Source organism: Siccibacter colletis, from assembly GCF_025914095.1.
In the GTDB taxonomy this organism is placed as follows: Bacteria; Pseudomonadota; Gammaproteobacteria; order Enterobacterales; family Enterobacteriaceae; genus Siccibacter; species Siccibacter colletis.
In genome coordinates this window covers 118,524-141,954 of sequence record NZ_CP074352.1, presented here as the reverse complement: position 1 = coordinate 141,954, position 23,431 = coordinate 118,524, and the positions used below count along the sequence as shown (strand labels likewise).

Annotated in this window: 20 protein-coding genes; 11 read left to right on the top strand and 9 right to left on the bottom strand. The window is 57.2% G+C overall.

Annotation, left to right across the window (positions count from 1 at the left end; translation table 11 throughout):
- Positions 1 to 30: 30 nt before the first annotated feature.
- Positions 31 to 342 carry a type II toxin-antitoxin system MqsR family toxin gene (locus KFZ77_RS00695; protein ID WP_264385181.1) on the top strand — a complete coding sequence of 104 codons (312 nt, stop codon included), beginning with the start codon at positions 31 to 33 and terminating at the stop codon, positions 340 to 342.
- Positions 343 to 744 (top strand): type II toxin-antitoxin system MqsA family antitoxin, encoded by a 402-nt coding sequence (locus KFZ77_RS00690; protein WP_264385180.1) that lies wholly within the window; start codon positions 343 to 345, stop codon positions 742 to 744. It abuts the gene before it with no gap.
- A gap of 45 nt (positions 745 to 789) precedes the next feature.
- Here KFZ77_RS00690 and KFZ77_RS00685 read toward each other — a convergent pair whose 3' ends face one another.
- A complete protein-coding gene (locus KFZ77_RS00685; RefSeq protein ID WP_264385179.1) occupies positions 790 to 1,500 on the bottom strand; it encodes a DUF3053 domain-containing protein in 711 nt (236 codons plus the stop codon).
- A 415-nt stretch (positions 1,501 to 1,915) separates the two neighbouring features.
- Here KFZ77_RS00685 and KFZ77_RS00680 point away from each other — a divergent pair, with 415 nt between their 5' ends.
- Positions 1,916 to 2,206, top strand: a complete 291-nt coding sequence (locus KFZ77_RS00680) for an HTH-type transcriptional regulator (protein ID WP_031522035.1) — start codon at positions 1,916 to 1,918, stop codon at positions 2,204 to 2,206.
- A 407-nt stretch (positions 2,207 to 2,613) separates the two neighbouring features.
- Here the strand turns inward: KFZ77_RS00680 and glyS are convergent, their stop codons facing one another.
- The 3 genes from glyS to KFZ77_RS00665 all read right to left on the bottom strand — a co-directional run bounded on the left by glyS (position 2,614) and on the right by KFZ77_RS00665 (position 6,035).
- A complete protein-coding gene (glyS, locus tag KFZ77_RS00675) occupies positions 2,614 to 4,683 on the bottom strand; it encodes a glycine--tRNA ligase subunit beta (protein ID WP_264385178.1) in 2,070 nt (689 codons plus the stop codon).
- 9 nt (positions 4,684 to 4,692) lie between these two features.
- Positions 4,693 to 5,604 carry a glycine--tRNA ligase subunit alpha gene (gene glyQ / locus KFZ77_RS00670; protein WP_031522039.1) on the bottom strand — a complete coding sequence of 304 codons (912 nt, stop codon included), beginning with the start codon at positions 5,602 to 5,604 and terminating at the stop codon, positions 4,693 to 4,695.
- 116 nt (positions 5,605 to 5,720) lie between these two features.
- Positions 5,721 to 6,035 carry a YsaB family lipoprotein gene (locus KFZ77_RS00665; protein WP_264385177.1) on the bottom strand — a complete coding sequence of 105 codons (315 nt, stop codon included), beginning with the start codon at positions 6,033 to 6,035 and terminating at the stop codon, positions 5,721 to 5,723.
- Between the two features lie 189 nt (positions 6,036 to 6,224).
- Here KFZ77_RS00665 and KFZ77_RS00660 point away from each other — a divergent pair, with 189 nt between their 5' ends.
- Positions 6,225 to 7,220, top strand: coding sequence for an acyltransferase (locus KFZ77_RS00660; RefSeq protein WP_031522043.1), 996 nt, complete (start codon positions 6,225 to 6,227; stop codon positions 7,218 to 7,220).
- On the opposite strand, the gene KFZ77_RS00655 is transcribed toward KFZ77_RS00660, so the two are convergent.
- The 4 genes from KFZ77_RS00655 to xylA all read right to left on the bottom strand — a co-directional run bounded on the left by KFZ77_RS00655 (position 7,213) and on the right by xylA (position 11,658).
- The gene (locus KFZ77_RS00655) at positions 7,213 to 8,130 is read right to left on the bottom strand and encodes a GlxA family transcriptional regulator (protein ID WP_264385176.1); all 918 of its coding nucleotides are present in this window, start codon (positions 8,128 to 8,130) and stop codon (positions 7,213 to 7,215) included. The two genes, KFZ77_RS00660 and KFZ77_RS00655, sit on opposite strands and share 8 nt — an antisense overlap.
- Positions 8,127 to 8,669, bottom strand: coding sequence for a cysteine hydrolase family protein (locus tag KFZ77_RS00650; RefSeq protein WP_264385175.1), 543 nt, complete (start codon positions 8,667 to 8,669; stop codon positions 8,127 to 8,129). The genes KFZ77_RS00655 and KFZ77_RS00650 overlap by 4 nt, the downstream gene beginning before the upstream one ends.
- Before the next feature lie 162 nt (positions 8,670 to 8,831).
- A complete protein-coding gene (xylB, locus tag KFZ77_RS00645; RefSeq protein WP_264385174.1) occupies positions 8,832 to 10,286 on the bottom strand; it encodes a xylulokinase in 1,455 nt (484 codons plus the stop codon).
- 49 nt (positions 10,287 to 10,335) lie between these two features.
- Positions 10,336 to 11,658, bottom strand: coding sequence for a xylose isomerase (gene xylA, locus KFZ77_RS00640; protein ID WP_264385173.1), 1,323 nt, complete (start codon positions 11,656 to 11,658; stop codon positions 10,336 to 10,338).
- 372 nt (positions 11,659 to 12,030) lie between these two features.
- Between xylA and xylF the strand changes: the two genes are divergently transcribed.
- From xylF to xylR, 4 genes are all read left to right on the top strand, one after another.
- A complete protein-coding gene (gene xylF, locus KFZ77_RS00635; RefSeq protein ID WP_031522051.1) occupies positions 12,031 to 13,023 on the top strand; it encodes a D-xylose ABC transporter substrate-binding protein in 993 nt (330 codons plus the stop codon).
- Between the two features lie 66 nt (positions 13,024 to 13,089).
- A complete protein-coding gene (locus KFZ77_RS00630) occupies positions 13,090 to 14,631 on the top strand; it encodes a xylose ABC transporter ATP-binding protein (protein ID WP_031522052.1) in 1,542 nt (513 codons plus the stop codon).
- The gene (gene xylH / locus KFZ77_RS00625) at positions 14,609 to 15,790 is read left to right on the top strand and encodes a xylose ABC transporter permease XylH (RefSeq protein WP_264385172.1); all 1,182 of its coding nucleotides are present in this window, start codon (positions 14,609 to 14,611) and stop codon (positions 15,788 to 15,790) included. The genes KFZ77_RS00630 and xylH overlap by 23 nt, the downstream gene beginning before the upstream one ends.
- 101 nt (positions 15,791 to 15,891) lie before the next feature.
- Complete coding sequence (gene xylR / locus KFZ77_RS00620) at positions 15,892 to 17,076, top strand: D-xylose utilization transcriptional activator XylR (RefSeq protein ID WP_264385171.1); 1,185 nt, start codon at positions 15,892 to 15,894, stop codon at positions 17,074 to 17,076.
- Between the two features lie 97 nt (positions 17,077 to 17,173).
- On the opposite strand, the gene KFZ77_RS00615 is transcribed toward xylR, so the two are convergent.
- Positions 17,174 to 17,995 carry a protein bax gene (locus KFZ77_RS00615; protein WP_072002011.1) on the bottom strand — a complete coding sequence of 274 codons (822 nt, stop codon included), beginning with the start codon at positions 17,993 to 17,995 and terminating at the stop codon, positions 17,174 to 17,176.
- Between the two features lie 310 nt (positions 17,996 to 18,305).
- Between KFZ77_RS00615 and KFZ77_RS00610 the strand changes: the two genes are divergently transcribed.
- The 3 genes from KFZ77_RS00610 to KFZ77_RS00600 all read left to right on the top strand — a co-directional run bounded on the left by KFZ77_RS00610 (position 18,306) and on the right by KFZ77_RS00600 (position 23,406).
- Complete coding sequence (locus KFZ77_RS00610; protein WP_264385170.1) at positions 18,306 to 20,339, top strand: alpha-amylase; 2,034 nt, start codon at positions 18,306 to 18,308, stop codon at positions 20,337 to 20,339.
- A 205-nt stretch (positions 20,340 to 20,544) separates the two neighbouring features.
- Complete coding sequence (gene avtA / locus KFZ77_RS00605) at positions 20,545 to 21,813, top strand: valine--pyruvate transaminase (RefSeq protein ID WP_406678795.1); 1,269 nt, start codon at positions 20,545 to 20,547, stop codon at positions 21,811 to 21,813.
- A gap of 384 nt (positions 21,814 to 22,197) precedes the next feature.
- Complete coding sequence (locus KFZ77_RS00600; protein ID WP_264385169.1) at positions 22,198 to 23,406, top strand: collagen-like triple helix repeat-containing protein; 1,209 nt, start codon at positions 22,198 to 22,200, stop codon at positions 23,404 to 23,406.
- Positions 23,407 to 23,431: the final 25 nt, after the last annotated feature.

Here is a 23,431-nt window from a genome sequence, read left to right as displayed (position 1 = left end):
ATTTGCCAAACAGGGACGGGGATTGATAGTATGGTGAATGAAAAATGGACGCCCCATACGCGCCTTCACGTAGTGAAACAACTGGTGCTGGACGGCAAGGTTCGTACTACCGGCAGCGCGCTACGCCATGCGCTCGCCGCAGGCTATCGCGAGCCGGCACTACAGCAGATGTGTGACGTCATTTTGCGTCTGCAGCCCGATGACTTTTATAAAAGCATGACGACACTGGCCGATCACAGGATTTGGCAGGACGTCTGGCATGGTCATGACGGTGACACAGCGCTTTATATCAAACTGACCGTCATAGACGATCTGTTAATCGTCTCTTATAAGGAGCTATGAATGAAATGTCCGGTCTGCGGCGGTGCAGAACTCATTCATGACACCCGCGATATTCCCTGGGTCTATAAAGGCCAGCAAAGCCTGTTGCCCGCTATTACCGGTGACTATTGTCCTTGTTGCGGGGAAATCATCCTCAATGAAGAACAAAGCAACCGCTATGCACGTGCTATCCGCGAAGCGAAAAAAGCGATAAATGCCCGGCACATCGATCCGGCATTTATCGCCCGGATACGGCAAAAAATGGCGCTGGACCAGCGAGAAGCAGCCGCGCTTTTCGGTGGTGGGGCTAATGCATTCTCACGCTATGAAACCGGCAAAACGCAGCCGCCACTGGCAATGATTAAGCTCTTCAAGCTGCTGGATAAGCACCCCGAACTGATGGCGGAAGTCAAAACGCTGTAATAAAAAAGGGCCGCATTTGCGGCCCTTTTCACAACGCTTACGCGGTTACTGCATCGCGTTGGTAGCGGTAGTATACGCCTGCGTGAAGGCGCGGTGCTGTTCAGCCAGCGGGCCGATCAGCGTGTTGTACTGGCTCGCCTGTTCGGAGGTCGGGAACTGAATGCCGTTGGCTACAAAGCCAACCTGGGCTCCCTGCTGGGCGATAAAATCACCGACCTGCACCAGCTGCTGGGTGAAGGTCTGCGCGGCCGGGATCAGCGGCTGCATGGCGTTGGCCGGCGCGGTCACGACTTTATCGTAAGCCTTATCATAAACCGGCTTAAGTTCTTCATTCTGCTTCAGGCCGCTGCGGGCGTTGTCGGCCTGCATTTTTGCGCTCTGCAACTGCTGGCTCAGCACGTTGAGGGAACCGTTCGCCTGACGCAGCGCGTCGCGCTGGGTCATGTAATCCTGCGGCACACGAATACCGTTCACGCTCTCTACCACCGGACGAATACCGGCATCCATCGCCTGATTCAGCTGCTGCGAGTAGCCGTACAGAATGGCGTAATCAGAGACGAACGGGCCAAACTGTTTTTTCTGATCGGCAGTCAGGGTGGGGAGACGCTCACCGCTGCGCATCACGCTATTTTGCAGAAAATCGATAAACGCTTTGCGCTGATCGCCTTCCTTATCAAAGCACCCACTCAGACTCACTACCATCAGCAACGCCGCAATCGGCGCGAACCAGCGAGAGCAGGACTTACCTGTCGCCATTTTTATACTCCTTTCAACCGTATTGGCGGCACGCGCGTGCCTTTAACGCCCACAAGAATAGTCCAGGTGGGGCCTCACATGATACCCCTTCAGGCAACTCTTTTCCCGCCGTACACCATGTGCGCGGATCATTAACAATCCTGTGATGCGATGTTCAGAGGAACCGAGGATCTTCTACGATCCTTATGCATCATTTATATGATGATTTACAAAAAAATACTCAGGCAGCCTCGATCTTGATTATTCAATCGGTTATATCGATCGCAACTGCATGAGCAGGCACTGGTTGTGCATAAAATGCTGTTTTAGATCAAATTTATTTTCGCTGTGACCTGTGATCGTTTTTTTACCGACTATTCTTAAATGGCTTCTTAGTTGTTCACGTTCCCGCTGTGTGAGGTATGAGGAGTTCTCAATGGAATATAAAGAGCCTATAGCTGAGTTGTTGAGTAGTCTGGAACAGATTGTTTTTAAAAGTGAATCCGATACGCTTGTTCGCACACAAAAGCCTGCATCCCTGACAGAATTCGAACAGGTTCGAAAGAGTACAGGCCTGAAAATAGATGATTTCGCACGTGCGATGGGAGTGAGCGTGTCAATGGTGAAAGAGTGGGAATCGAAGCGTGTAAGACCCTCTTCTACCGAGCTGAAACTCATGCGCCTGATTCAGGCGAATCCACGTCTCAGCAAGCAGTTAATGGATTAATTTGTCGTACCGGTTCTTCATGAAACCCCGCCAGCGCGGGGTTTTGCGTTTTCTGAGCGAAAAAAAACCCGCCGTGAGGCGGGTGAACTTAGTGAAATGACCGTTTGCTGTAGCAAACTTTTGATTATGTAGTTGTCATGTCAGGCCAGATATCAGCAGCTGTCAGACAGGATGCAGTGGTCTGTTGACGCCGCATTTCGGGTTACCCCGGCTTTATCTGCTCCGCCCTGGCTCAAGGCGGTTTACCTGAACACGATGGCTATTTTACCCGCCGCGTCGCCAACAAAAATTAGTTGAAGCCGTAGCAGGGGGCAATTAAACGCGCCCCGGTGCCAGATTAGGAATACGGCGGGGATATGACGACGAAAAAAACCCGCATTACGCGGGTTTTTCGTGTGGCAGGGCCGTTACTGCAGGATGGAGATATCCGCCACCTGCAGGAACAGCTCGCGCAGCTTAGCCAACAGGGTCAGGCGATTAATACGCACCTGCTGATCCTCTGCATTTACCATTACCTTCTCGAAGAACTCATCCACCGGCTCGCGCAGCGAGGCCAGTTCGATCAGCGCATCCTGATAGCGTCCTTCCGTGAACAGCGGCTGCAGCTTGTCACGCATCACTGACACCTGCATCGCCAGACGGATTTCCGCATCGTCTTTCAACACCGACGCGTGAACCGTATCGTTCAGCGTTTCATCCGACTTCGCGAGGATGTTAGACACGCGCTTGTTGGCCGCAGCCAGCGCAGACGCTTCTTCCAGAGTGCGGAAGTGGGACACGGCTTTCATGCGCGCATCGAAATCTGCCGGACGGGTCGGACGACGCGCCAGCACCGCCTGGATGGTGTCCACGGTGTAGCCCTCTTCCTGATACCAGGCGCGGAAGCGGCCCAGCATAAAGTCGATGACGTCATCGGTAACGTTCGCATTGCTGAGTTTGCTACCGTAAAGGCGCACCGCTTCTTCGGTCAGGGTCTGCAGATCGAGCGGCAGGTTTTTCTCAACGATGATGCGCAGCACGCCCAGCGCGGCGCGGCGCAGCGCGAACGGATCTTTGTCCCCTTTCGGATGCTGACCGATACCGAAGATACCCGCCAGGGTATCCATCTTATCGGCAATCGCCACGGCACAGGCTACCGGGTTGGATGGCAGATCGTCGCCCGCAAAGCGCGGCTGATACTGCTCGTTGAGCGCCACCGCCACGTCTTCAGCTTCGCCGTCGTGACGCGCGTAGTGCATGCCCATCACGCCCTGGGTGTCGGTGAACTCGAACACCATGTTGGTCATCAGATCGCATTTGGAGAGCAGCCCGGCGCGGGTGGCATGATTCACGTCCGCCCCAATCTGACCCGCAATCCAGCCGGCCAGCGCCTGGATACGGTCGGTTTTATCGCGCAGGGTACCCAGCTCTTTCTGGAACAATACGGTTTCCAGACGCGGCAGATGATCTTCCAGACGTTTTTTACGGTCGGTATTGAAGAAGAACTCCGCATCCGCCAGACGCGGACGTACGACCTTCTCGTTACCAGAGATAATCTGATGCGGATCTTTGGATTCGATATTGGCGACGAAAATGAAGTTCGGCAGCAGTTTGCCGTCGTTGCCGTAAACCGGGAAATACTTCTGGTCGCCCTTCATGGTGTAGACCAGCGCTTCCGCCGGCACCGCGAGGAATTTTTCCTCGAAGGTGGCCGTCAGCACCACCGGCCACTCCACCAGCGACGCGACCTCTTCCAGCAGGCTGTCGCTGAGATCGGCATTACCACCAATCTGGCGCGCCGCGGCTTCCGCGTCTTCTTTGATTTTAGCTTTGCGCAGTTCGTAGTCGGCGATGACTTTGCCGCGCTCCAGCAGAATTTGCGGGTACTGATCGGCATTATCGATAGTGAACTCCGGCTCGCCCATAAAGCGGTGGCCACGGATCACGCGGTCGGACTGAATACCCAGAATCGTGGCCGGGATCAGCGCATCGCCCAGCAGCAGGGTCACCGTATGTACCGGACGCACGAACTGTACTTCTGACGCGCCCCAGCGCATCAGTTTCGGGATCGGCAGCTTCGCCAGCGAGGTGGCAATCATGTTCGGCAGCAGTGTCTGGGCGCTTTCGCCTTTCACGTGCGCGCGATAGACCAGCCACTCGCCTTTGTCGGTCACCAGGCGGTCGGCCTGGTCAACGGTGATACCGCAGCCGCGCGCCCAGCCTTCCGCTGCTTTGCTCGGTTTACCTTCAGCATCAAAGGCCGCAGAAACCGCCGGGCCACGTTTTTCTACTTCGCGATCCGGCTGGGACGCCGCCAGGTTTGCGACTTTCAGCGCCAGACGGCGCGGCGCGGCAAACCACTTCACCTCACCGTGGGCAAGGCCCGCAGCGTCAAGTTCAGCGGTAACGTTGGCAGCAAAGGACTCAGCCAGGCTGCGCAGGGCTTTTGGTGGCAGCTCTTCAGTGCCAATTTCCACCAGAAAGGTTTTTTCAGACATGGCAGCCTCTTATTTGTTCTTGTTGCACATCGGGAAGCCGAGGGCTTCGCGGGAAGCGTAATAGGCTTCCGCCACTGCTTTGGTCAGCGTGCGGATGCGCAGGATATAACGCTGACGTTCCGTCACCGAGATCGCCTTGCGGGCATCGAGCAGGTTGAAGCTGTGGGCTGCTTTCAGAATACGTTCGTAGGCCGGCAGCGGCAGCGGGTTTTCCAGCGCCAGCAGCTGCTGTGCCTCTTTCTCATACTGCTCGAAGCAGGTGAAGAGGAAATCCACATCGGCGTATTCGAAGTTGTAGGTGGACTGCTCCACTTCGTTCTGGTGGAACACGTCGCCGTAGGTGGTTTTACCCAGCGGGCCGTCGCTCCAGACCAGGTCATAAACGCTGTCTACGCCCTGAATGTACATGGCAAGGCGCTCAAGACCGTAGGTGATCTCGCCGGTTACCGGTTTGCACTCCAGGCCGCCGACCTGCTGGAAATAGGTGAACTGCGTCACTTCCATCCCGTTGAGCCACACTTCCCAGCCCAGACCCCATGCACCCAGCGTTGGGTTTTCCCAGTTATCTTCCACGAAGCGAATGTCATGAATCGTCGGATCCATGCCCAGCTCTTTCAGCGAGCCGAGGTACAGCTCCTGGATGTTTTCAGGCGACGGCTTGATGATCACCTGGAACTGGTAGTAGTGCTGAAGACGGTTCGGGTTTTCGCCGTAGCGACCGTCGGTCGGACGACGAGAAGGCTGAACGTAGGCTGCTGCAATAGGCTCCGGGCCAAGCGCGCGCAGACAGGTCATTGGGTGTGAGGTGCCGGCGCCCACTTCCATGTCCAAAGGTTGAACAATGGTGCAGCCCTGGCGAGCCCAGTAATCCTGAAGCGTCAGGATAAGGCCCTGGAAGGTCCTGGTATCAAACTTTTGCATAATATTTCGTGCTGGATACGTGGTTGGGAATGGAAGCGGTCAGTATACCCGTTGACCGCAAGATATACAGCCTCAATCCTTGCGCAAAAGCCGGGTTAAGCGCCCGAATAGCGCGCTTAGCGCATGGAAAGATGCAAAAACGCGCCTTTTTCATCGAAAGTGCAGGTAAACCCTTCATCCCGCACGGTATAGCCACGCAGTTCATAGCTGCGCTGGAAAGATTCGATATCAACCACGCTGACACCGCGACGGTCGGTGTTGTAGCGGTACGAGGCTTTATCAATGCACAGCTGCGTCATCTGGAACGGTCGTGGCGGCACGCCGGGGGTGGCGGTTGCCTGCTGCGTCTGCGGTGCCGGGGTATTGCATCCCGTCAGGCTGCTCAACGCAAGCAGGATCGTCAGGCCGCAGCGGAGGGGGGCGATCATCATTTTTTGTTATCGTTCCGTTAACTCACTATTCTGATTAGGTTCTGCCGTCTGACAGAGTAGTTATTGTGTAAAGCGCCGCCGCCGCTGACAACGGCGGGCGATAAATCTCAGACAGATCCTGGTTAAAGGCGTTCCCGCCCTGCGTAACGTCGTGCGCCGGGCATTATTGAGGATGGTACAGAGGCACTGATGCAGCAAAAAATTTACTGGATTGATAATCTTCGCGGGATCGCGTGCCTGATGGTGGTGATGATTCACACCACGACCTGGTACATCACCAATCCGGGCAGCATCAGTATGCCGAACTGGGAGTGGGCCAACGTGCTTAACTCCGCTTCACGCGTCAGCGTGCCGCTGTTCTTTATGATTTCAGGCTATTTGTTCTTTGGCGAACGCAGCGCGCAGCCGCGCCATTTCCTGCGTATTGGCCTCTGTCTGGTGTTTTACAGCGTGCTGGCGCTGCTTTATATCTGGCTGTTTACCTCGATAAACCTTGAGTTGGCGCTGCGCTACCTGTTCCAGAAGCCGGTGTTCTACCACCTGTGGTTTTTCTTCGCCATTGTCGTGATTTATCTGGTGTCGCCGCTTATTCAGGTTCGTCAGGTGAATCCGATAATGCTGCTGGTGTTGATGGCGGTGACCGGCATCATTGCGAACCCCAACACCGTGTCGCAGAAAATCGGCGGGGTCGAATGGCTGCCGGTGAATCTCTATATTAACGGCGATACGTTCTACTACGTGCTTTACGGGGTATTAGGCCGTGCGATCGGCACGCTGGAGACGCAGCGTCGACGGCTGACGTGGCTATGCGCGGCGCTGTTTGCCGGCGCGGTACTGGTGATTTCGCGCGGCACGCATCATGAATTGCTGGCACGCGGCAACTTCGCCGACACCTGGTATCTCTATTGCGGGCCAATGGTGTTTATCGCCGCCGCGAGTCTGCTGGTGGTGGTAAAAAATACCCTGGATACGCGCCCGGTGCCGGGCCTGAGCCTGATTTCTCGTCACTCGCTGGCCATCTACGGTTTCCACGCGTTTATCCTGCATGCGCTGCGCACCAGGGGCCTGGAGCTGAAGGCCTGGCCGCTGCTGGATATCGCGTGGATATTTGGCGCCACGCTAACCCTGAGCCTGCTGCTGTCGATGGGATTACAGCGTATCGACCGCCGCCGCTACGTCAGCTAACACGCTGTCGCGCGCGGTAGAGCTGGCGCGGGGAGGAAAAGCCCGCCGTCGTGGCTGCCTGCTCAACGCCCTGGCCCTGCAGCAGACACTGCTCTGCCAGCGCCAGCCGCAGCTGCTCCAGATAATCGCGCACGCTGATGCCCAGATGCTGTTGAAACAGGCGCGTCAGATGCCGGGAGCTGACGTGCGCACAGGCGGCAATCCCCTCAAGCGACCACGCCGCCTGCGGGTTGGCCGCCAGCAGATCCTGCACCCGGTGAATTGCCGGGTGAATGTGATTGCGGTAGCGCAGCCAGGGTGAGAGCTGCGGATCGTCCCCCGAACGGCGGAACCAGACCACCATTTCACGCGCAACTTCCAGCGCTACCCGCGGCCCACACAGGCGGTGGATCAGGTGCAGCGCCAGGTCGATACCAGACGTAATGCCTGCGCTGGTCCAGATACCGTTATCTTCGACAAAAATGCGGTTATCTTTCACGATAGCGCCCGGTGCCGCGGCTTTCAGGCGCGCCAGTACATCGTGATGAGTTGTGCATTGCACGCCGTGCATCAGCCCCGCTCGCGCTGCCAGCAGGGCCCCGGAGCAGATACATACCAGCGAGATATCGCCCCGTTGAACCGCAGGCTGTAGCCGGGTCAGCCAGCGACGGATCGCCTCCGCCTGCGGGGTATCGAACAGCCGCGTTGAGTCGGTCACGCCCGGCAGCACCAGCAGGCTACCGGGCGGTAACGACTCCGGCAGCGGAACGATACCGCCGATGGTCAGGCCCAGCGAGGTGGCAACCTCCGGCTCGGGTCCGATGTAGTGCAGCGTGAAATGCTCCGCAGCGAGAGCAAAGGCTTCCGCCGGCCCGGTCAAATCCAGCGCCAGCACGCCGGGGAGCATCACAAACCAGACGTCAGTTTTCATGTTAACAGTTCCAGACACGCGGAGACGGTAAGCGGCGTGGCGAAGCGCCCGGCCAGCACAGTTTCAGTGCGGTGCCGCAGCGCGTTGACGTCCAGGGTTATCCCCTGATGGGTCATGGGAAACGTCAGGGTCGCTTCGGTGACAAACGTCACCCGATACCCCAGATCGGACGCCACGCGCGCGGTAGTTTCACAGCACTGCTCGGTACGAATACCGCAGATAATGAGGTGATTACAATCGCGCTGTCGCAGCCAGCGATCCAGTCCGGTATCGGTGAAGGCGTTATGCACGTGTTTTTCAAAGGTCACTGCCGGCGTATGGGTCAGAAACGGCATGGGTTTGACGTAGCCAGAAGCGTGGGAGAACACCCCTTCGCCTTCAACATGAAAAATATCCACAACGGGGATGTGTCGCGCCTGAGCGCCGTTTAGCAACCGGGTCAGCGCCTGCTGGAATGCCGGAAAATCCGTCTCCTGCCAGTAGTCACGATGGAAAAAAGAACACTGGGTATCAATGTTAAGCACGGCGCTACGGGACATTTCTGGACTCCTTATCAACAGGGTATAACCCAGTCTGACAGGCGTTCGCCACCAGAATAAGACCAGAAAAGGACATGAAGCGGGCGTTTCAGGACAGACACGCCAGGATAAGCGCAGCCGTGGAGCGCGCCGCTGAGCCAGCCGGTCAGCGACGCGTTGAGGTCAGGCCATCAGCGGTAACAGCTGCTGATAAATCTGGCGGAAAGTGGCGCGTCGCCCGGCATAGCGCTCGTGACGCGCCGCGTCAGGTAGGTGCTGCTGCTCCAGCGGCAGGTGCGGTAGCAGTTCATTCAAGGCTCGCCCCTGTGACAAGGCAACCTGCGCCAGACGTGCGGCCCCCAGCGCCGGCCCGACATCGCCGCCGGTGCGATAATCCAGCGGCATTCCGCTGATATCGGCCAGCATCTGCCGCCAGTAAGGGCTGCGCGCCCCGCCGCCGATAAGCGTTACGCTCCCGGGCCTTACCCCGCAGGCGTGAACCGCATCCATCCCCTCTGCCAGCCCGTATCCAACCCCCTCCAGCACCGCGCGCGCCAGTTCAGCCGGGCCGTGCTGATGCGTCAGGCCAAAAAAGACGCCCTTCGCTTCAGGATTGTTGTGCGGCGTGCGTTCCCCGGAGAGATAAGGCAAAAACCACACCGCGCCCGCGTTGTCATCGGCCTGCTGCGCTGCAGCAAGCAGCGCCGGTACGCTCGCCACACCGGTCAGTTTTGTCGCCCAGTCGAGGCAGGATGCCGCACTGAGCATCACCGACATCAGATGCCAGCGGTTCGGCAGCGCATGACAGAAGCTGTGCATCGCCTGCTCCGGCTTGCTGCGAAAACCATCGCTGACCGCGAAGTAAACCCCCGACGTGCCGAGCGACAGCATTGCCTGCCCGCTCTCCACCATACCGATGCCCACGGCGCCCGCCGCGTTATCTCCCCCGCCTGCGACCACCGGCACGGCGGGCATCGCCCACGCCTGCGCGACGTCATCTTTAAGCACGCCGGTGATTTCACTGCCTTCAAACAGGGCGGGCATATGGGCGCGCGTCAGCCGGCAGGCATCGAGCATTTCATCGCTCCAGTCGCGCTGCGCCACATCCATCCACATTGTTCCTGCCGCGTCGGACATATCGCTGGCGAATTCGCCGGTCATGCGCAGCCGCAGATAGTCCTTGGGCAGCAGCACCTTATCAAGCTGGCGGAACACGTCTGGCTCATGGCGCGCTACCCACAGAATTTTCGGCGCAGTGAAGCCGGGCATCATCAGGTTGCCGGTGATCTGACGGGAGGCAGGCACCGTCTGCTCCAGCAGGGCGCACTCTTCCGCGCAGCGTCCATCGTTCCACAGGATGGCCGGGCGCAGCACCCGCTGCTGGCGATCAAGCAGCGTTGCGCCGTGCATCTGCCCGGCCAGCCCCAGCGCTTTCACCTCACGCAGCGAGTGCTGTGCGCCCAGTGCGCGCATCGCCCGATCCGTTGCCTGCCACCACTGCTCCGGGTCCTGCTCTGACCACAGCGGGTGCGGACGCGACACCGTCAGCGGTGCGGTACTGGATGCCAGCACCTCGCCCTGCTCATTGAGCAAAATCGCTTTTACGCCCGAGGTACCGAGATCGATGCCGATATACATAGCGGCAAGCTCCTTATCAAGGCGCCACGGTTACCGTGGCGCTGCGCGGTTATTTATCAAACAGATAGTGGTTAACCAGGTTCTCTAATAGCTCCTGATGCCCGCTCTGATGGCGCGGTGCCAGATTATGTTCCCCCGCATACTGCGCCAGTTCGGCGAGGCTCATCTGCCCTTTGAGGATTTGCTGACCCAGCTCGCCGTTCCAGCCCGCGTAACGCTTCGCCACGCGTTTATCCAGCTCGCCTGACTCAATCATACGCGCAGCCACTTTCAGGGACAGCGCCATGGTGTCCATCGCGCCGATATGCCCGTAAAACAGGTCGTACTTATCGGTACTCTGGCGGCGCACTTTGGCATCGAAGTTCAGGCCACCGGTGGTGAACCCGCCCGCTTTGACGATTTCATACAGCACCAGCGCGTTCTCCTCAACGCTGTTGGGGAACTGGTCGGTATCCCAGCCGAGCTGCATATCGCCGCGGTTAGCATCCACCGACCCGAAAATACCCAGCGCGATGGCCGTGGCGATTTCATGGTGGAAAGAGTGGCCCGCCAGCGTTGCGTGGTTAGCTTCGATATTGAGTTTGATCTCTTTTTCCAGCCCGAACTGTTTCAGGAAGCCGTACACCGTCGCCACGTCATAATCATACTGATGCTTGGTCGGCTCCTGCGGCTTCGGCTCAATCAGCAGCGTGCCGCGAAAACCAATTTTATGCTTGTGCTCAACCACCATCTGCATGAAGCGGCCAATCTGCTCGCGCTCCTGTCGCAGGTCGGTGTTGAGCAGGGTTTCATACCCTTCACGCCCGCCCCACAGCACGTAGTTTTCGCCGCCCAGTTTATGGGTGGCGTTCATGGCGTTCACCACCTGGGTGCCAGCCCAGGCAAAAACCTCCGGGTCGGGGTTGGTCGCCGCGCCTGCGCCATAGCGCGGGTTGGTGAAGCAGTTCGCCGTTCCCCACAGCAGCTTCACGCCGCTTTGCTGCTGTTTTTTACCCAGCACGTCTACCATCTGGGCAAAATTGTTCTGGTATTCGCGCAGCGAGCCGCCTTCCGGCGAGACATCGACATCATGGAAGCAGTAGTACGGCACGTTCAGCTTGTGGAAGAATTCAAACGCCACATCGGCTTTCTGTTTCGCCAGCCCCAGCGCGTCTCCCGCCTGTTGCCACGGGCGTTCAAACGCCCCGACACCGAACATATCCGCGCCGTTCCAGCAGAACGTATGCCAGTAGCAGGCGGCAAATCGCAGATGCTCTTCCATACGCTTGCCCAGCACTTTTTCGTCCGGATTGTAATGGCGAAACGCCAGAGGATTGCTTGTTTGCGGGCCTTCATAGCGTATACGTTCAAGCTGATCGAAATAAGCGTGCATAGTTAACTCCATCGTCGGGGAAACATTGTTATGAGCTGATGGAATTATTCTGGGTATCCGCTCTGCATTGCTCAATTACGTTATTTAACACTGCAATTAAGAGAATACCCAAACGTGCGCTGGCTCGCAAAATCGCGGGTTATTTACTGCGGCAGCGCTTCCGCTTCGCGCTGCAATAATTATTTTATTTATTTTAAAATACGATCGCGGTCATAAATCAGGAAATAAACCAAAAAACATAAAGCCGGGATAAAAATCTGTAATTGCGCCACTGCAGTAACGCGTTAAAAATTCCACCGGTGTTATTTGCATCATTCTTTACTTTTTATTTGTCAGAAACCGAAAATTCACCCTACTACAGGTATTAACAATATGAAGATAAAGAAACTTTTCCTCACGCTTTGCGCCTCGCTATTGCTGACCAGCTTTGCGGGTCAGGCAAAAGACATTAAAATCGGTATGGCTATTGACGACTTACGTCTTGAGCGCTGGCAAAAAGATCGGGATATTTTCGTCAAACAGGCGGAGTCGCTGGGTGCCGACGTTTTTGTACAGTCCGCCAATGGCAATGAAGAAACGCAAATGTCGCAAATTGAAAATATGATTAACCGCGGCGTTGATGTACTAGTGATAATTCCCTACAACGGTCAGGTATTAAGTAATGTCGTCAAGGAAGCGAAGCAGGAAGGGATCAAAGTACTGGCATATGACCGCATGATTAATAATGCGGATATCGATTTTTATATTTCGTTTGATAATGAAAAAGTGGGGGAATTACAGGCGCAAAGCCTGATCGAAAAGGTGCCTGAGGGCAATTATTTCCTGATGGGCGGCTCGCCGGTGGATAATAACGCCAAGCTGTTCCGCGCCGGTCAGATGAAAGTGTTAAAACCGCTGATTGACGGCGGAAAAATTAAGGTGGTGGGCGACCAGTGGGTTGATGGCTGGCTGCCGGAAAACGCGCTGAAAATCATGGAAAACGCCCTTACCGCTAACAATAACCATATCGATGCGGTGGTGGCATCTAACGATGCTACAGCAGGAGGCGCAATCCAGGCACTGAGCGCTCAGGGGCTGGCCGGTAAAGTTGCGATTTCCGGTCAGGACGCCGATCTCGCCGGCGTAAAACGTATTATCGCCGGCACCCAGACCATGACGGTCTATAAACCCATCACCGAACTGGCGACCACGGCGGCAACCATCGCCGTAGAGCTAGGCAACGATAAAACACCGAAGACTGACGCCACGCTGAACAACGGCCTGAAGGATGTCCCCTCCCGTCTGCTGACGCCTGTCGAAGTGGATAAATCCAATATCGACAGTACGGTCATTAAGGATGGTTTCCATAAGAAAAGCGATCTCTGACCGGTACGCCCCTCCCGCAGAAAGAGGGGCGTCTGGTGCAGCAACAGCACCGTTTGCGGAGGGGTTATGCCTCACTTACTGGAAATGAAAAACATCACTAAAACCTTCGGCGTGGTAAAGGCGCTGGACAACATCAGCCTCGCGCTGGATGCCGGCGAAGTGGTGTCGCTGTGTGGAGAAAACGGCTCCGGCAAATCGACGCTGATGAAAGTGCTGTGCGGCATCTATCCGCACGGTAGCTATCAGGGCGAGATCTGGTTCGCCGGTGAGAAGCTGGAGCCGGCCCACATTCGTGATAGCGAGCGCAAAGGCATTGCGATTATCCATCAGGAGCTGGCGCTGATTAAGCACCTGACGGTGCTGGAAAACATCTTTCTTGGCGCGGAGATTTCCCGGCGCGGCGTGCTTGATTACGATGCCATGACGCTGCGCTGCGACAAGCTGCTCTCGCAGGTTAACCTGCGGGTTTCTCCGCACACGAAAGTCGCGGATCTGGGGCTTGGCCAGCAGCAGCTGGTAGAGATTGCTAAAGCGCTGAACAAGCAGGTGCGGCTGCTGATCCTCGACGAGCCTACGGCTTCCCTGACCGGGCAGGAGACCACCCTGCTGCTGGATATTATTCGCGACCTGCAGCAGCACGGTATCGCCTGTATCTATATCTCCCACAAGCTCAACGAGGTGAAAGCCATCTCGGACACCGTCTGCGTGATCCGCGACGGGCAGCACATCGGTACCCGCAGCGCCGCCGGAATGCGCGAGGAGGAGATCATCACCATGATGGTGGGCCGCGAGCTGACCGCCCTCTATCCGACCCGGCAGCATCAGCCAGGCGAAGAGATACTTCGGGTGGAGCATCTCACCGCATGGCATCCGGTGAACCGCCATATTCGACGAGTCAACGATCTCTCTTTCTCGCTACGGCGCGGTGAAATCCTCGGCGTCGCCGGGCTGGTTGGCGCCGGACGAACCGAAGCGGTGCAGTGCCTGTTCGGCGTCTGGCCGGGGCGGCGAGAAGGTACGTTCTATATCGACAATCAGCCGGTGGAGATTTCCCATTGCCAGCAGGCCATCGCGCACGGCATCGCCATGGTGCCGGAAGACAGAAAAAAAGACGGCATCGTGCCGGTGATGCCGGTCGGCCAGAACATTACGCTGGCAGCGCTCGGCCAGTTCGCCGGGCCGCTTAGCGCCCTGGATGACGCCGCCGAGCAGCTTTGCATTACACAGTCCCTGCAGAAACTGAAAGTGAAAACCGCGTCGGCCGCGCTGGCGATTGGCCGACTAAGCGGCGGCAACCAGCAAAAAGCGATACTGGCACGCTGCCTGCTGCTCAACCCGCGAATTCTCATTCTTGATGAACCGACGCGCGGCATTGATATCGGGGCCAAGCAGGAGATCTACAAACTCATCCACCAGCTGGTGCAGCAGGGCATCGCCGTGATCGTTATCTCCTCTGAGTTACCGGAAGTGCTGGGGCTCAGCGACCGGGTACTGGTGATGCACGAAGGTCAGCTCAAAGCCGATTTACCTAACCACAGCCTGACGCAGGAGCAGGTGATGGAAGCCGCACTCAGGAGCGAACGTCATGTCGAAAAGCAACCTGTCTGACCTGAAAATCGCCGCCCCGCTGATGACGCCGGGCGGACGCCTTAAATCCATGAACCTTCAGGTGTTCGTTATGATCGCAGCCATCGTGGCGATCGTGCTGTTCTTTACCTTTATGACTGACGGGGCGTATCTCAGTGCGCGTAACGTCTCCAACCTGCTGCGCCAGACGGCTATCACCGGCATTCTGGCCGTCGGGATGGTCTTTGTGATTATCTCTGCCGAAATCGACCTGTCGGTTGGCTCAATGATGGGGCTGCTCGGTGGCGCGGCGGCGATTTTCGATGTCTGGCTCGGCTGGCCGCTACCGCTGACGGTGGCAGTAACGCTGCTGCTCGGCTTGCTGCTGGGTGCCTGGAACGGCTGGTGGGTGGCCTACCGCAAAGTGCCGTCGTTTATCGTGACGCTGGCGGGCATGCTGGCCTTTCGCGGCATTCTTATCGGCATTACCAACGGCACCACCGTCTCGCCCACCAGCGCGTCCATGTCGCAGATCGGGCAGAGCTATCTCGCAGACAGCATCGGCTTTCTCATCGGTCTGCTTGGTCTGCTGCTGTTTATGGCCTGGCAGTGGCGCGGCCGCCAGCGTCGCCATTCATTGGGGCTGGCAGCACAACCTGCTCGTGGTGTCGTTGGCAAGCAGGCTCTGATTGCGGTGATTGTGCTTGGGGCGATCTGGCTGCTCAACGACTATCGCGGCGTACCGACGCCGGTACTGATTCTGGCGCTGCTGATGCTGGCGGGCATGTTCATGGCAACGCGTACCGCCTTTGGCCGGCGTATTTACGCCACCGGCGGCAACATCGATGCGGCGCGACTGTCGGGTATCAACGTTGAACGCATCAAGCTGGCGGTATTTGCTATCAACGGTCTGCTGGTGGCGGTGGCAGGTCTGATCCTGAGCTCGCGCCTGGGAGCCGGGTCGCCGTCAGCCGGGAATATTGCTGAGCTGGACGCTATTGCCGCCTGTGTGATTGGCGGCACCAGCCTGGCAGGCGGTATCGGCAGCGTAGCCGGTGCCGTGATGGGCGCATTTATCATGGCCTCGCTCGATAACGGCATGAGCATGATGGACGTCCCGACGTTCTGGCAGTACATCGTGAAAGGCGCAATCCTGCTGCTCGCGGTATGGATGGACTCCGCTACCAAGCGCCGCGCCTGAGCCGAAAACTTTGCCTGTATCACACTGCCTGCCCGCCACCCGCCGGGCGGGCGTTGAATATGCTATTGAAGTAGAGGACAAGCTCTCAGGAAAACCATCACATGTTCGGGAAACGTCATCGCATTACGCTGTTGTTCAACGCCAATAAAGCCTATGACCGTCAGGTGGTGGAGGGCGTTGGGGAGTATTTGCAGGCGTCCCAGTCGGAGTGGGATATTTTCATTGAAGAGGATTTCACGGCGCGGATTGAGAACATCAAAGAGTGGCTGGGAGACGGCGTCATCGCCGATTTCGACGACCCGGATATTGAGCGCTTGCTGGGGGATGTCGAGGTGCCCATCGTTGGCGTGGGCGGTTCCTATCATCAGCCGGAGCACTATCCGCCGGTGCATTACATCGCCACCGACAATCACGCGCTGGTGGAGAGCGCGTTTTTACATCTCAAAGAGAAAGGCGTACACCGCTTCGCTTTTTACGGCCTGCCCGCCTCCAGCGGCAAACGCTGGGCCGCAGAGCGCGAACATGCGTTTTGCCGCCTGGTGGCGCAGGAGCAGTATCGCGGCGTGGTGTATCAGGGGCTGGAGACCGCCCCGGAAAACTGGCAGCACGCGCAAAACCGCCTTGCCGACTGGGTGCAGACGCTCCCACCCCAGACAGGCATTATCGCTGTAACCGACGCCCGCGCCCGCCATCTGCTCCAGGTCTGCGAGCACCTGCACATACCCGTGCCGGAGAAGCTGTGTGTGATCGGCATTGATAACGAAGAACTGACGCGCTATCTGTCGCGCGTCGCGCTCTCCTCGGTGGCGCAGGGCACGCGTCAGATGGGCTACCAGGCGGCAAAACTGCTGCATCGTTTGCTGGATAACGAAAATATGCCGCTGCAGCGCGTACTGGTGCCACCGGTGCGGGTGGTAGAGCGCCGTTCTACCGACTATCGCTCACTGAACGATCCGGCGGTGATTCAGGCGATGCACTACATTCGGAACCACGCCTGCAAGGGTATCAAGGTGGAACAGGTGTTAGATGCGGTGGGGATTTCGCGCTCCAATCTGGAGAAGCGTTTTAAAGAGGAAGTGGGTGAAACCATCCATGCGGTGATCCACGCCGAAAAACTGGAGAAAGCGCGCAGCCTGTTAATTTCCACCTCGCTTTCCATCAACGAAATATCACAGATGTGTGGCTATCCGTCGCTGCAATATTTTTATTCGGTATTCAAAAAAGAGTATGGCACCACGCCGAAAGAGTATCGGGAGCGGCACAGCGAAGTGGCGGTGTTACCCTGATTACCGCGTCGGGTAATTCCGGAGGCCGGAAGGGAGGCTGGCCGCTGGAAATAAAAAAACCTGGCCGTTGCGCCAGGTTTTTCAGTTACCAGTTAGCTTAGTTCGCCGGCATCAGGTTGCGATTGTCCTGATACATGGCAAACAGGTAGTTATTGTAGCTTTTCCCTTTCGTGGAATAGCCCTGCAGCTTGTGGATCATCTTACTGGCAGTGACTTCCTGATCCGCACGACGCAGCTGGGCGCGTGATTTGCGGAACGAACTGTAAGCCTGATGGGTGTTCAGGTTCATGGCGTAAGCATTGACCGACTCTTTCACCGTTTTATAGTGCAGGTAGCCTTTCACTTTTCCCGGCTCGCTGTTGCAGTGACGCTGCGAGCAGCGCATACCGAACAGATTATTATTGGTGCGCGCCAGTTTCGACGTGCCCCAGCCGCTTTCGGCCGCCGCCATCGTGGCTACCATGCTGGTCGGGATGATGTCCACGCGCTCAAGCAGCGTATTCCAGGGAATATGACGCGTGTTACCGCTCCATTTCACTTTGTAGCGCTGGGTAATATCTTTCATGCGTGCGCGTTCAGAAGGCGACCAGCGTTTCTCATACTGTTTTGAGATAAGCCAGTTACGCTCAGCGGTAATCGCTGCATTTTGACTGGTAATGAAGGGCATCACTGTCCGGAGAAACGCTTTTTTTCTTGGGGTCCCGGAAGGGTATTTTCGCAAGTCAGGAAGTGAACTGCTTACACTATTGCGAGAATACTCTTTTTTACTACTAGCCAGCTTCTTACCATGTACTTTTGTCACTCGGTGCTGATGACTCGATGTTTTGTCATGCTGGCTTGCCAGCACTTCACCCGATAAACCGAAGGTGAATAACACGAGTATCGCAGCCCCGAATCGTCGGATTCGAGTCGATATCATTAGGTCTCCTGGTCGGATAGACGCATCCCAACACCTTATTTTTAATCGAAATTCAGGATCTGAATCCCAAATCATACCAAAAATAATACTCGAGGGCACGTTTATGAATAATCTAATTCCTAAAACTTGTCACGTAGGTTTTTCATAACACCCTGATAAATTAATAAAAAAATTTCATTTATGTTCATATACGCCATTAAGTGAGCTGGATCACTCAACCTCACGTTTCATCCCCTTTTCTCATCGTCCAGGATGAGGCTGCAGCCCGCGCCAGCTGCGACAATGGATAAAAAACGTACCGGAGATCGCGATGAAAGCTGCTGCACTCACCCTGCTCATTTTCCCGATGATGGGCTGGGCAAACTGGTCGTCATCTGGCCTGCCCGATTTTACTGCCCAGAGTAGCGGGTTGTTTGTCAGTAAGGGCGAATTGAAAAAAGGCAGTCATCCGTTAACGTTCACGACCAACGGTGCCTGCTGGCAACCTGCTACGGCGATAAAACTGAATCAGGTGCTGTCGCTGATGCCCTGCAACGACGCGCCGCCGCAGTGGCGGTTGTTCCGCGACGGGCTGTACAGCGTGCAGATTGATACCCGCTCCGGCACGCCAACTCTGTTGCTGAGCGTGGCGCAGGCGGAAGACAACGCCCCGGCGGAGATAGCGCGCCAGTGCCCGACATGGAACGGAAAACCCGTCACCTTAGAAGTGGGTGATACTTTCCCGGAAGGCAGCGAGGTCAGGGATTTCTACAGCGGTGCTACGGCACCGGTGCGCGACGGGAAAATCACCCTGACGCCCGCACCTGCCAGCAACGGTCTGCTGCTGCTCGAAGCGGCGACCACCGCCGCGCCAGCGCCCTTTAGCTGGCAAAACGCCACCGTCTATTTCGTGCTGACCGACCGCTTCGCCAACGGCAACCCGCAGAACGATAACAGCTATGGCCGCCGTAAAGATGGCATGCAGGAGATCGGTACCTTCCACGGCGGCGATCTGGCCGGGCTGACCGGCAAGCTTGACTACCTGCAGGCGCTCGGCGTTAACGCCCTGTGGATCAGTTCGCCGCTGGAGCAGATCCACGGCTGGGTGGGCGGCGGCACCAAAGGTGATTTTCCACACTACGCCTATCATGGCTACTACACTCAGGACTGGACGCGGCTGGACGCCAACATGGGCACCGAAGCCGAGCTGCGTCAGCTGGTGGATGAGGCGCACCGGCGTGGAATGCGCATCCTGTTTGACGTGGTGATGAACCACACCGGCTACGCCACGCTGGCGGATATGCAGGAATTTCAGTTCGGCGCGCTTTATCTGAATGCCAGCGAACGCGAAAAAGTGCTCGGTCAGCGCTGGAGTGACTGGCGTCCCACCGGGAATCAGACCTGGCACAGCTTCAACGACTACATTAATTTCAGCAACAACGCAGCGTGGGAAAAATGGTGGGGTAAAGCCTGGGTGCGCACCGATATTGGCGCTTACGACAGCCCGGGCTATGACGACCTGACAATGGCGCTGGCCTTCTTACCGGACCTGAAAACCGAATCCACCGCGCCCTCTGGTCTGCCGAATTTCTATCAGCACAAACCGGATACCGCCGCCCGAATCATGGCGGATGCCACGCCGCGTGACTATCTGACCCACTGGCTGAGTCATTGGGTTCGTGAATACGGCATCGACGGTTTTCGCGTCGACACCGCTAAGCACGTTGAGATGGACGCGTGGCAGCAGCTGAAAACCGAGGCCAGCGACGCACTGACAGCCTGGAAAGCGGCCAATCCGGCGCAAAAAATTGACGACGCGCCGTTCTGGATGACCGGCGAGGCCTGGGGTCACGGGGTCATGCAGAGCCGTTACTATCAGCATGGCTTCGATGCGATGATCAACTTCGATTATCAGGAGCAGGCGGCGAAAACGGTCGATTGCCTGGCGAACATTGACCCTGTCTGGCAACAGATGGCGGAAAAGCTGCAAACGTTCAATGCGTTAAGCTACCTCTCCTCACACGATACGCGTCTGTTCCGGGAAGGCGGCCAGCAGGCTGCGGAGCTGCTACTGCTGGCTCCGGGCGCGGTGCAGATCTTTTACGGGGATGAAACCCTGCGCCCCGTCGGCCCGACCGGCTCCGATCCGCTACAGGGCACCCGCTCGGACATGAACTGGCAGGACGCTGACGCGGCGCAGGCAGCCACCGTGGCGCACTGGAAAACGCTGGGGCAGTTCCGCGCACGACACCCGGCGGTTGGCGCAGGCACGCAGACTACGCTGCCGGTGAAGCAGGGCTATGCGTTTGTGCGCGAACACGCCGGGGATAAGGTGCTGGTGGTCTGGGCCGGGAAGCGAGAATGAGTCGCGCAGCGGTAAATGCGTAACGCGCCGGGGCGGTTAATCACGAGATACTCGCCCCACCGCTGCGCTTTATGAAGTAAAAATCCAGTAAATATGGATATGTCAGCATTAACGACTGGCATCCAGCATGGGCGGCGATTTGCACCTCGCAGGCTGTAGCGTTATGGTGAGCGACTTTACCACTTTGTACGACAGATCAACCGCTATGACGTTTTCCCTTTTTGGTGACAAATTTACCCGCCACTCAGGCATCACTCGCCTGATGGAGGATCTCAATGATGGCCTGCGCACCCCAGGCGCCATCATGCTCGGCGGCGGTAATCCGGCGCAAATTCCGGCGATGAACGCCTACTTTGAATCTCTGCTGGGGGAAATGCTACAAAGCGGAAAAATCACCGAGGCGCTGTGCAATTACGATGGCCCACAGGGCAAGAATGCGCTGCTCAACGGGCTGGCGCAGATGCTGCGTGAAACCTCGGGTTGGGACATTGGACCACAGAATATTGCGCTGACAAACGGCAGTCAGAGCGCGTTTTTCTACTTGTTTAACCTGTTCGCCGGGCGACGCGCCGACGGCAGCACCAAAAAAGTGCTGTTCCCGCTGGCGCCGGAGTACATTGGTTATGCCGATGCCGGGCTGGAAGAGGATCTCTTTGTTTCCACGCGGCCGAACATTGAGCTGCTGCCGGAAGGCCAGTTCAAATATCACGTTGATTTCGAGCACCTGCACATTGGCGATGATACCGGCATGATCTGCGTGTCGCGCCCCACCAATCCCACCGGCAACGTGATTACCGATGAAGAGCTGATGAAGCTGGACGTGCTGGCGAATCAGCATGGCATCCCGCTGGTGATCGATAACGCCTATGGCGTACCCTTCCCTGGCATTATCTTTACCGACGCCCGTCCGCTGTGGAACCCGAATATTATTCTGTGCATGAGCCTTTCCAAGCTCGGCCTGCCGGGCAGCCGCTGCGGTATTATCGTGGCGAATGAGAAAATCATCTCCGCTATTCGCAATATGAACGGCATCATCAGCCTGGCGCCGGGCGGTATCGGCCCGGCGATGGCCTGCGAGATGATTGAGCGCAACGATCTGCTGCGCATGTCGGAAACGGTGATTAAGCCGTTTTACCAGCAGCGGGTACAGGAAACAGTGGCCGTGATCCGTCGCTATTTGTCACCGGCGCGCTGCCTGATCCACAAGCCGGAAGGCGCGATTTTCCTCTGGCTGTGGTTTAAAGATCTGCCGATCACCACCGAGCTGCTGTACCAGCGCCTGAAAGCGCGTGGCGTATTGATGGTGCCGGGCGACTACTTCTTCCCCGGCCTCGATAAGCCCTGGCCGCACACCCACCAGTGCATGCGCATGAACTATGTACCGGACCCGGAAAAAATCGAAGCGGGCGTCGCTATCCTCGCTGAAGAAGTGGAACGCGCCTGGCAGGAAGCTTCTCCGAACAGCGCAATGTGAACACCTGCGGCCTTCCACCTGGAAGGCCGTCTCATGTTTTCGTGCTTGCAAAAAAATCTTATTTTTCAAAGTGAATATTTGCTGCGTCACACAGGTAGTGCATAAATAAAATAACGCAATATCAATTAACCTTAAATTAAAAAATAATTAACCATTGCGTAACATCGTTTAAAGGCTTACTACTAGACCAAACGGTAAATATTTAACTAATTGATTTTATTTATTGTTTATATTAAATCCTCAACTCTTAAATTTTATTAAATTTGATCCATATCTCGATCAAAAATAATTCTGTATATATTTATCTGCCGCAGTAGCTACCGCTTAATTACCATTTACACTTATTACTACGCCGTCCGGCGTTTAATTCTGTGGAGTATGGTTATGGCTTCTAATAACGTTAGCCACCTCAGCGTCATCGCAGTGGCGGTACTTCTTGCATTCTCTCTGACTGCCTGCAGTGGAAGCGGCGGCGGTTCCCATCACACAGCCAGCAATAATCCCCCCACCGGGACTGACGGCGGAGACGGATCGGGCGGTGGTTCTGGCGGCGGAAGCGGTGGCTCCGGTGGCGGTTCAGGCGGCGGTTCAGGCGGTGGCTCCGGCGGCGGTTCAGGTGGTGGCTCCGGCGGCGGTTCAGGCGGTGGCTCCGGCGGCGGCACCGGCGGTTCAACCGCAGGCGTGAATACGATCCTTGGCGACGTCGGCGATACCGTCACCAGCGTCGGCACCACGCTCGATGATCTCGGTAGCCAGTTACCCAACGACAATCCGGTCACCTCAACGGTCTCAACCACCGTTAGCGGGCTGGGTAGCGCGGTGCAAACCACCGGCACGGGTATCGCCACCGGTATTGGCGACCCGACAAATGCTAACGGCGTCGGCACCACGGTGAAAGGCGTCACCACTACCGTCACATCGCTCGGAAACACCGTCTCCGATGTCGGCACTCACCTCGCCAGCTCGACCGCCACCACGCCGCTGGGCGGGGTAACGGGTGTGGTCGGCTCGGTGGTCAACAGCACCGGTGAAGTGGTGAGCGGCACCGGCGGCGCACTCACCTCCGTGGTACAGAGCAGCGGCGTCACCAAAGTGACCACCGGTACAACATCACTGGTGAATCACACCGTTAACGGCGTGCAGGGTGTCACCCAGGGCGTCGGCACGACAACCGGGCTGGGTACGCCGGTCAATAACCTGTTAACCAGCGTTGGTACTTCCGTCAGCGGCGTCGGCACCAAAGTGGGCACCGGCAGCCCGGCGTTAAGCGGCGTCGGCCAGGTAGTACAGAACCTGGGGCAGACCGTCACCGACGTGGGCGGGCTGGTGAAACCCACCGCCAGCAGCGGCGGTTCCAGCGGTAGCGGCAGCGCGGGCGTCGCCGCAGGCGCTGGCGTCAGCGTTGGACAAGGCGGGCTCGCCGCCGCCGTCGGCACTACCCTCAATGGCGTAACCTCCGGCCTGACCGCAGGCCTGGCAGCCAACGTCAGCAGCACATCCACCAACACCGGGACCGGCAGTACCACAACAACAGGGCCGATCAGTGGCCTCACCACTACCCTTGGCGGGATCCTGACGCCAAAGAGTAAGTAATCACCCTTTAGCGCCCCCGGCAACC

What these genes read in the sequence shown, in the direction of transcription:
- KFZ77_RS00600 (WP_264385169.1), top strand. Translation starts at nt 22,198, where the DNA reads ATGGCTTCTAATAACGTTAGCCACCTCAGCGTCATCGCAGTGGCGGTA.
- xylF (WP_031522051.1), top strand. Translation starts at nt 12,031, where the DNA reads ATGAAGATAAAGAAACTTTTCCTCACGCTTTGCGCCTCGCTATTGCTG.
- KFZ77_RS00655 (WP_264385176.1), bottom strand. Translation starts at nt 8,130, where the DNA reads ATGAAAACTGACGTCTGGTTTGTGATGCTCCCCGGCGTGCTGGCGCTG.
- glyS (WP_264385178.1), bottom strand. Translation starts at nt 4,683, where the DNA reads ATGTCTGAAAAAACCTTTCTGGTGGAAATTGGCACTGAAGAGCTGCCA.
- xylB (WP_264385174.1), bottom strand. Translation starts at nt 10,286, where the DNA reads ATGTATATCGGCATCGATCTCGGTACCTCGGGCGTAAAAGCGATTTTG.
- KFZ77_RS00685 (WP_264385179.1), bottom strand. Translation starts at nt 1,500, where the DNA reads ATGGCGACAGGTAAGTCCTGCTCTCGCTGGTTCGCGCCGATTGCGGCG.
- avtA (WP_406678795.1), top strand. Translation starts at nt 20,545, where the DNA reads ATGACGTTTTCCCTTTTTGGTGACAAATTTACCCGCCACTCAGGCATC.
- KFZ77_RS00665 (WP_264385177.1), bottom strand. Translation starts at nt 6,035, where the DNA reads ATGATGATCGCCCCCCTCCGCTGCGGCCTGACGATCCTGCTTGCGTTG.
- KFZ77_RS00610 (WP_264385170.1), top strand. Translation starts at nt 18,306, where the DNA reads ATGAAAGCTGCTGCACTCACCCTGCTCATTTTCCCGATGATGGGCTGG.
- xylH (WP_264385172.1), top strand. Translation starts at nt 14,609, where the DNA reads ATGTCGAAAAGCAACCTGTCTGACCTGAAAATCGCCGCCCCGCTGATG.
- xylA (WP_264385173.1), bottom strand. Translation starts at nt 11,658, where the DNA reads ATGCACGCTTATTTCGATCAGCTTGAACGTATACGCTATGAAGGCCCG.
- KFZ77_RS00690 (WP_264385180.1), top strand. Translation starts at nt 343, where the DNA reads ATGAAATGTCCGGTCTGCGGCGGTGCAGAACTCATTCATGACACCCGC.
- KFZ77_RS00660 (WP_031522043.1), top strand. Translation starts at nt 6,225, where the DNA reads ATGCAGCAAAAAATTTACTGGATTGATAATCTTCGCGGGATCGCGTGC.
- KFZ77_RS00650 (WP_264385175.1), bottom strand. Translation starts at nt 8,669, where the DNA reads ATGTCCCGTAGCGCCGTGCTTAACATTGATACCCAGTGTTCTTTTTTC.
- KFZ77_RS00615 (WP_072002011.1), bottom strand. Translation starts at nt 17,995, where the DNA reads ATGATATCGACTCGAATCCGACGATTCGGGGCTGCGATACTCGTGTTA.
- xylR (WP_264385171.1), top strand. Translation starts at nt 15,892, where the DNA reads ATGTTCGGGAAACGTCATCGCATTACGCTGTTGTTCAACGCCAATAAA.
- KFZ77_RS00630 (WP_031522052.1), top strand. Translation starts at nt 13,090, where the DNA reads ATGCCTCACTTACTGGAAATGAAAAACATCACTAAAACCTTCGGCGTG.
- glyQ (WP_031522039.1), bottom strand. Translation starts at nt 5,604, where the DNA reads ATGCAAAAGTTTGATACCAGGACCTTCCAGGGCCTTATCCTGACGCTT.
- KFZ77_RS00695 (WP_264385181.1), top strand. Translation starts at nt 31, where the DNA reads ATGGTGAATGAAAAATGGACGCCCCATACGCGCCTTCACGTAGTGAAA.
- KFZ77_RS00680 (WP_031522035.1), top strand. Translation starts at nt 1,916, where the DNA reads ATGGAATATAAAGAGCCTATAGCTGAGTTGTTGAGTAGTCTGGAACAG.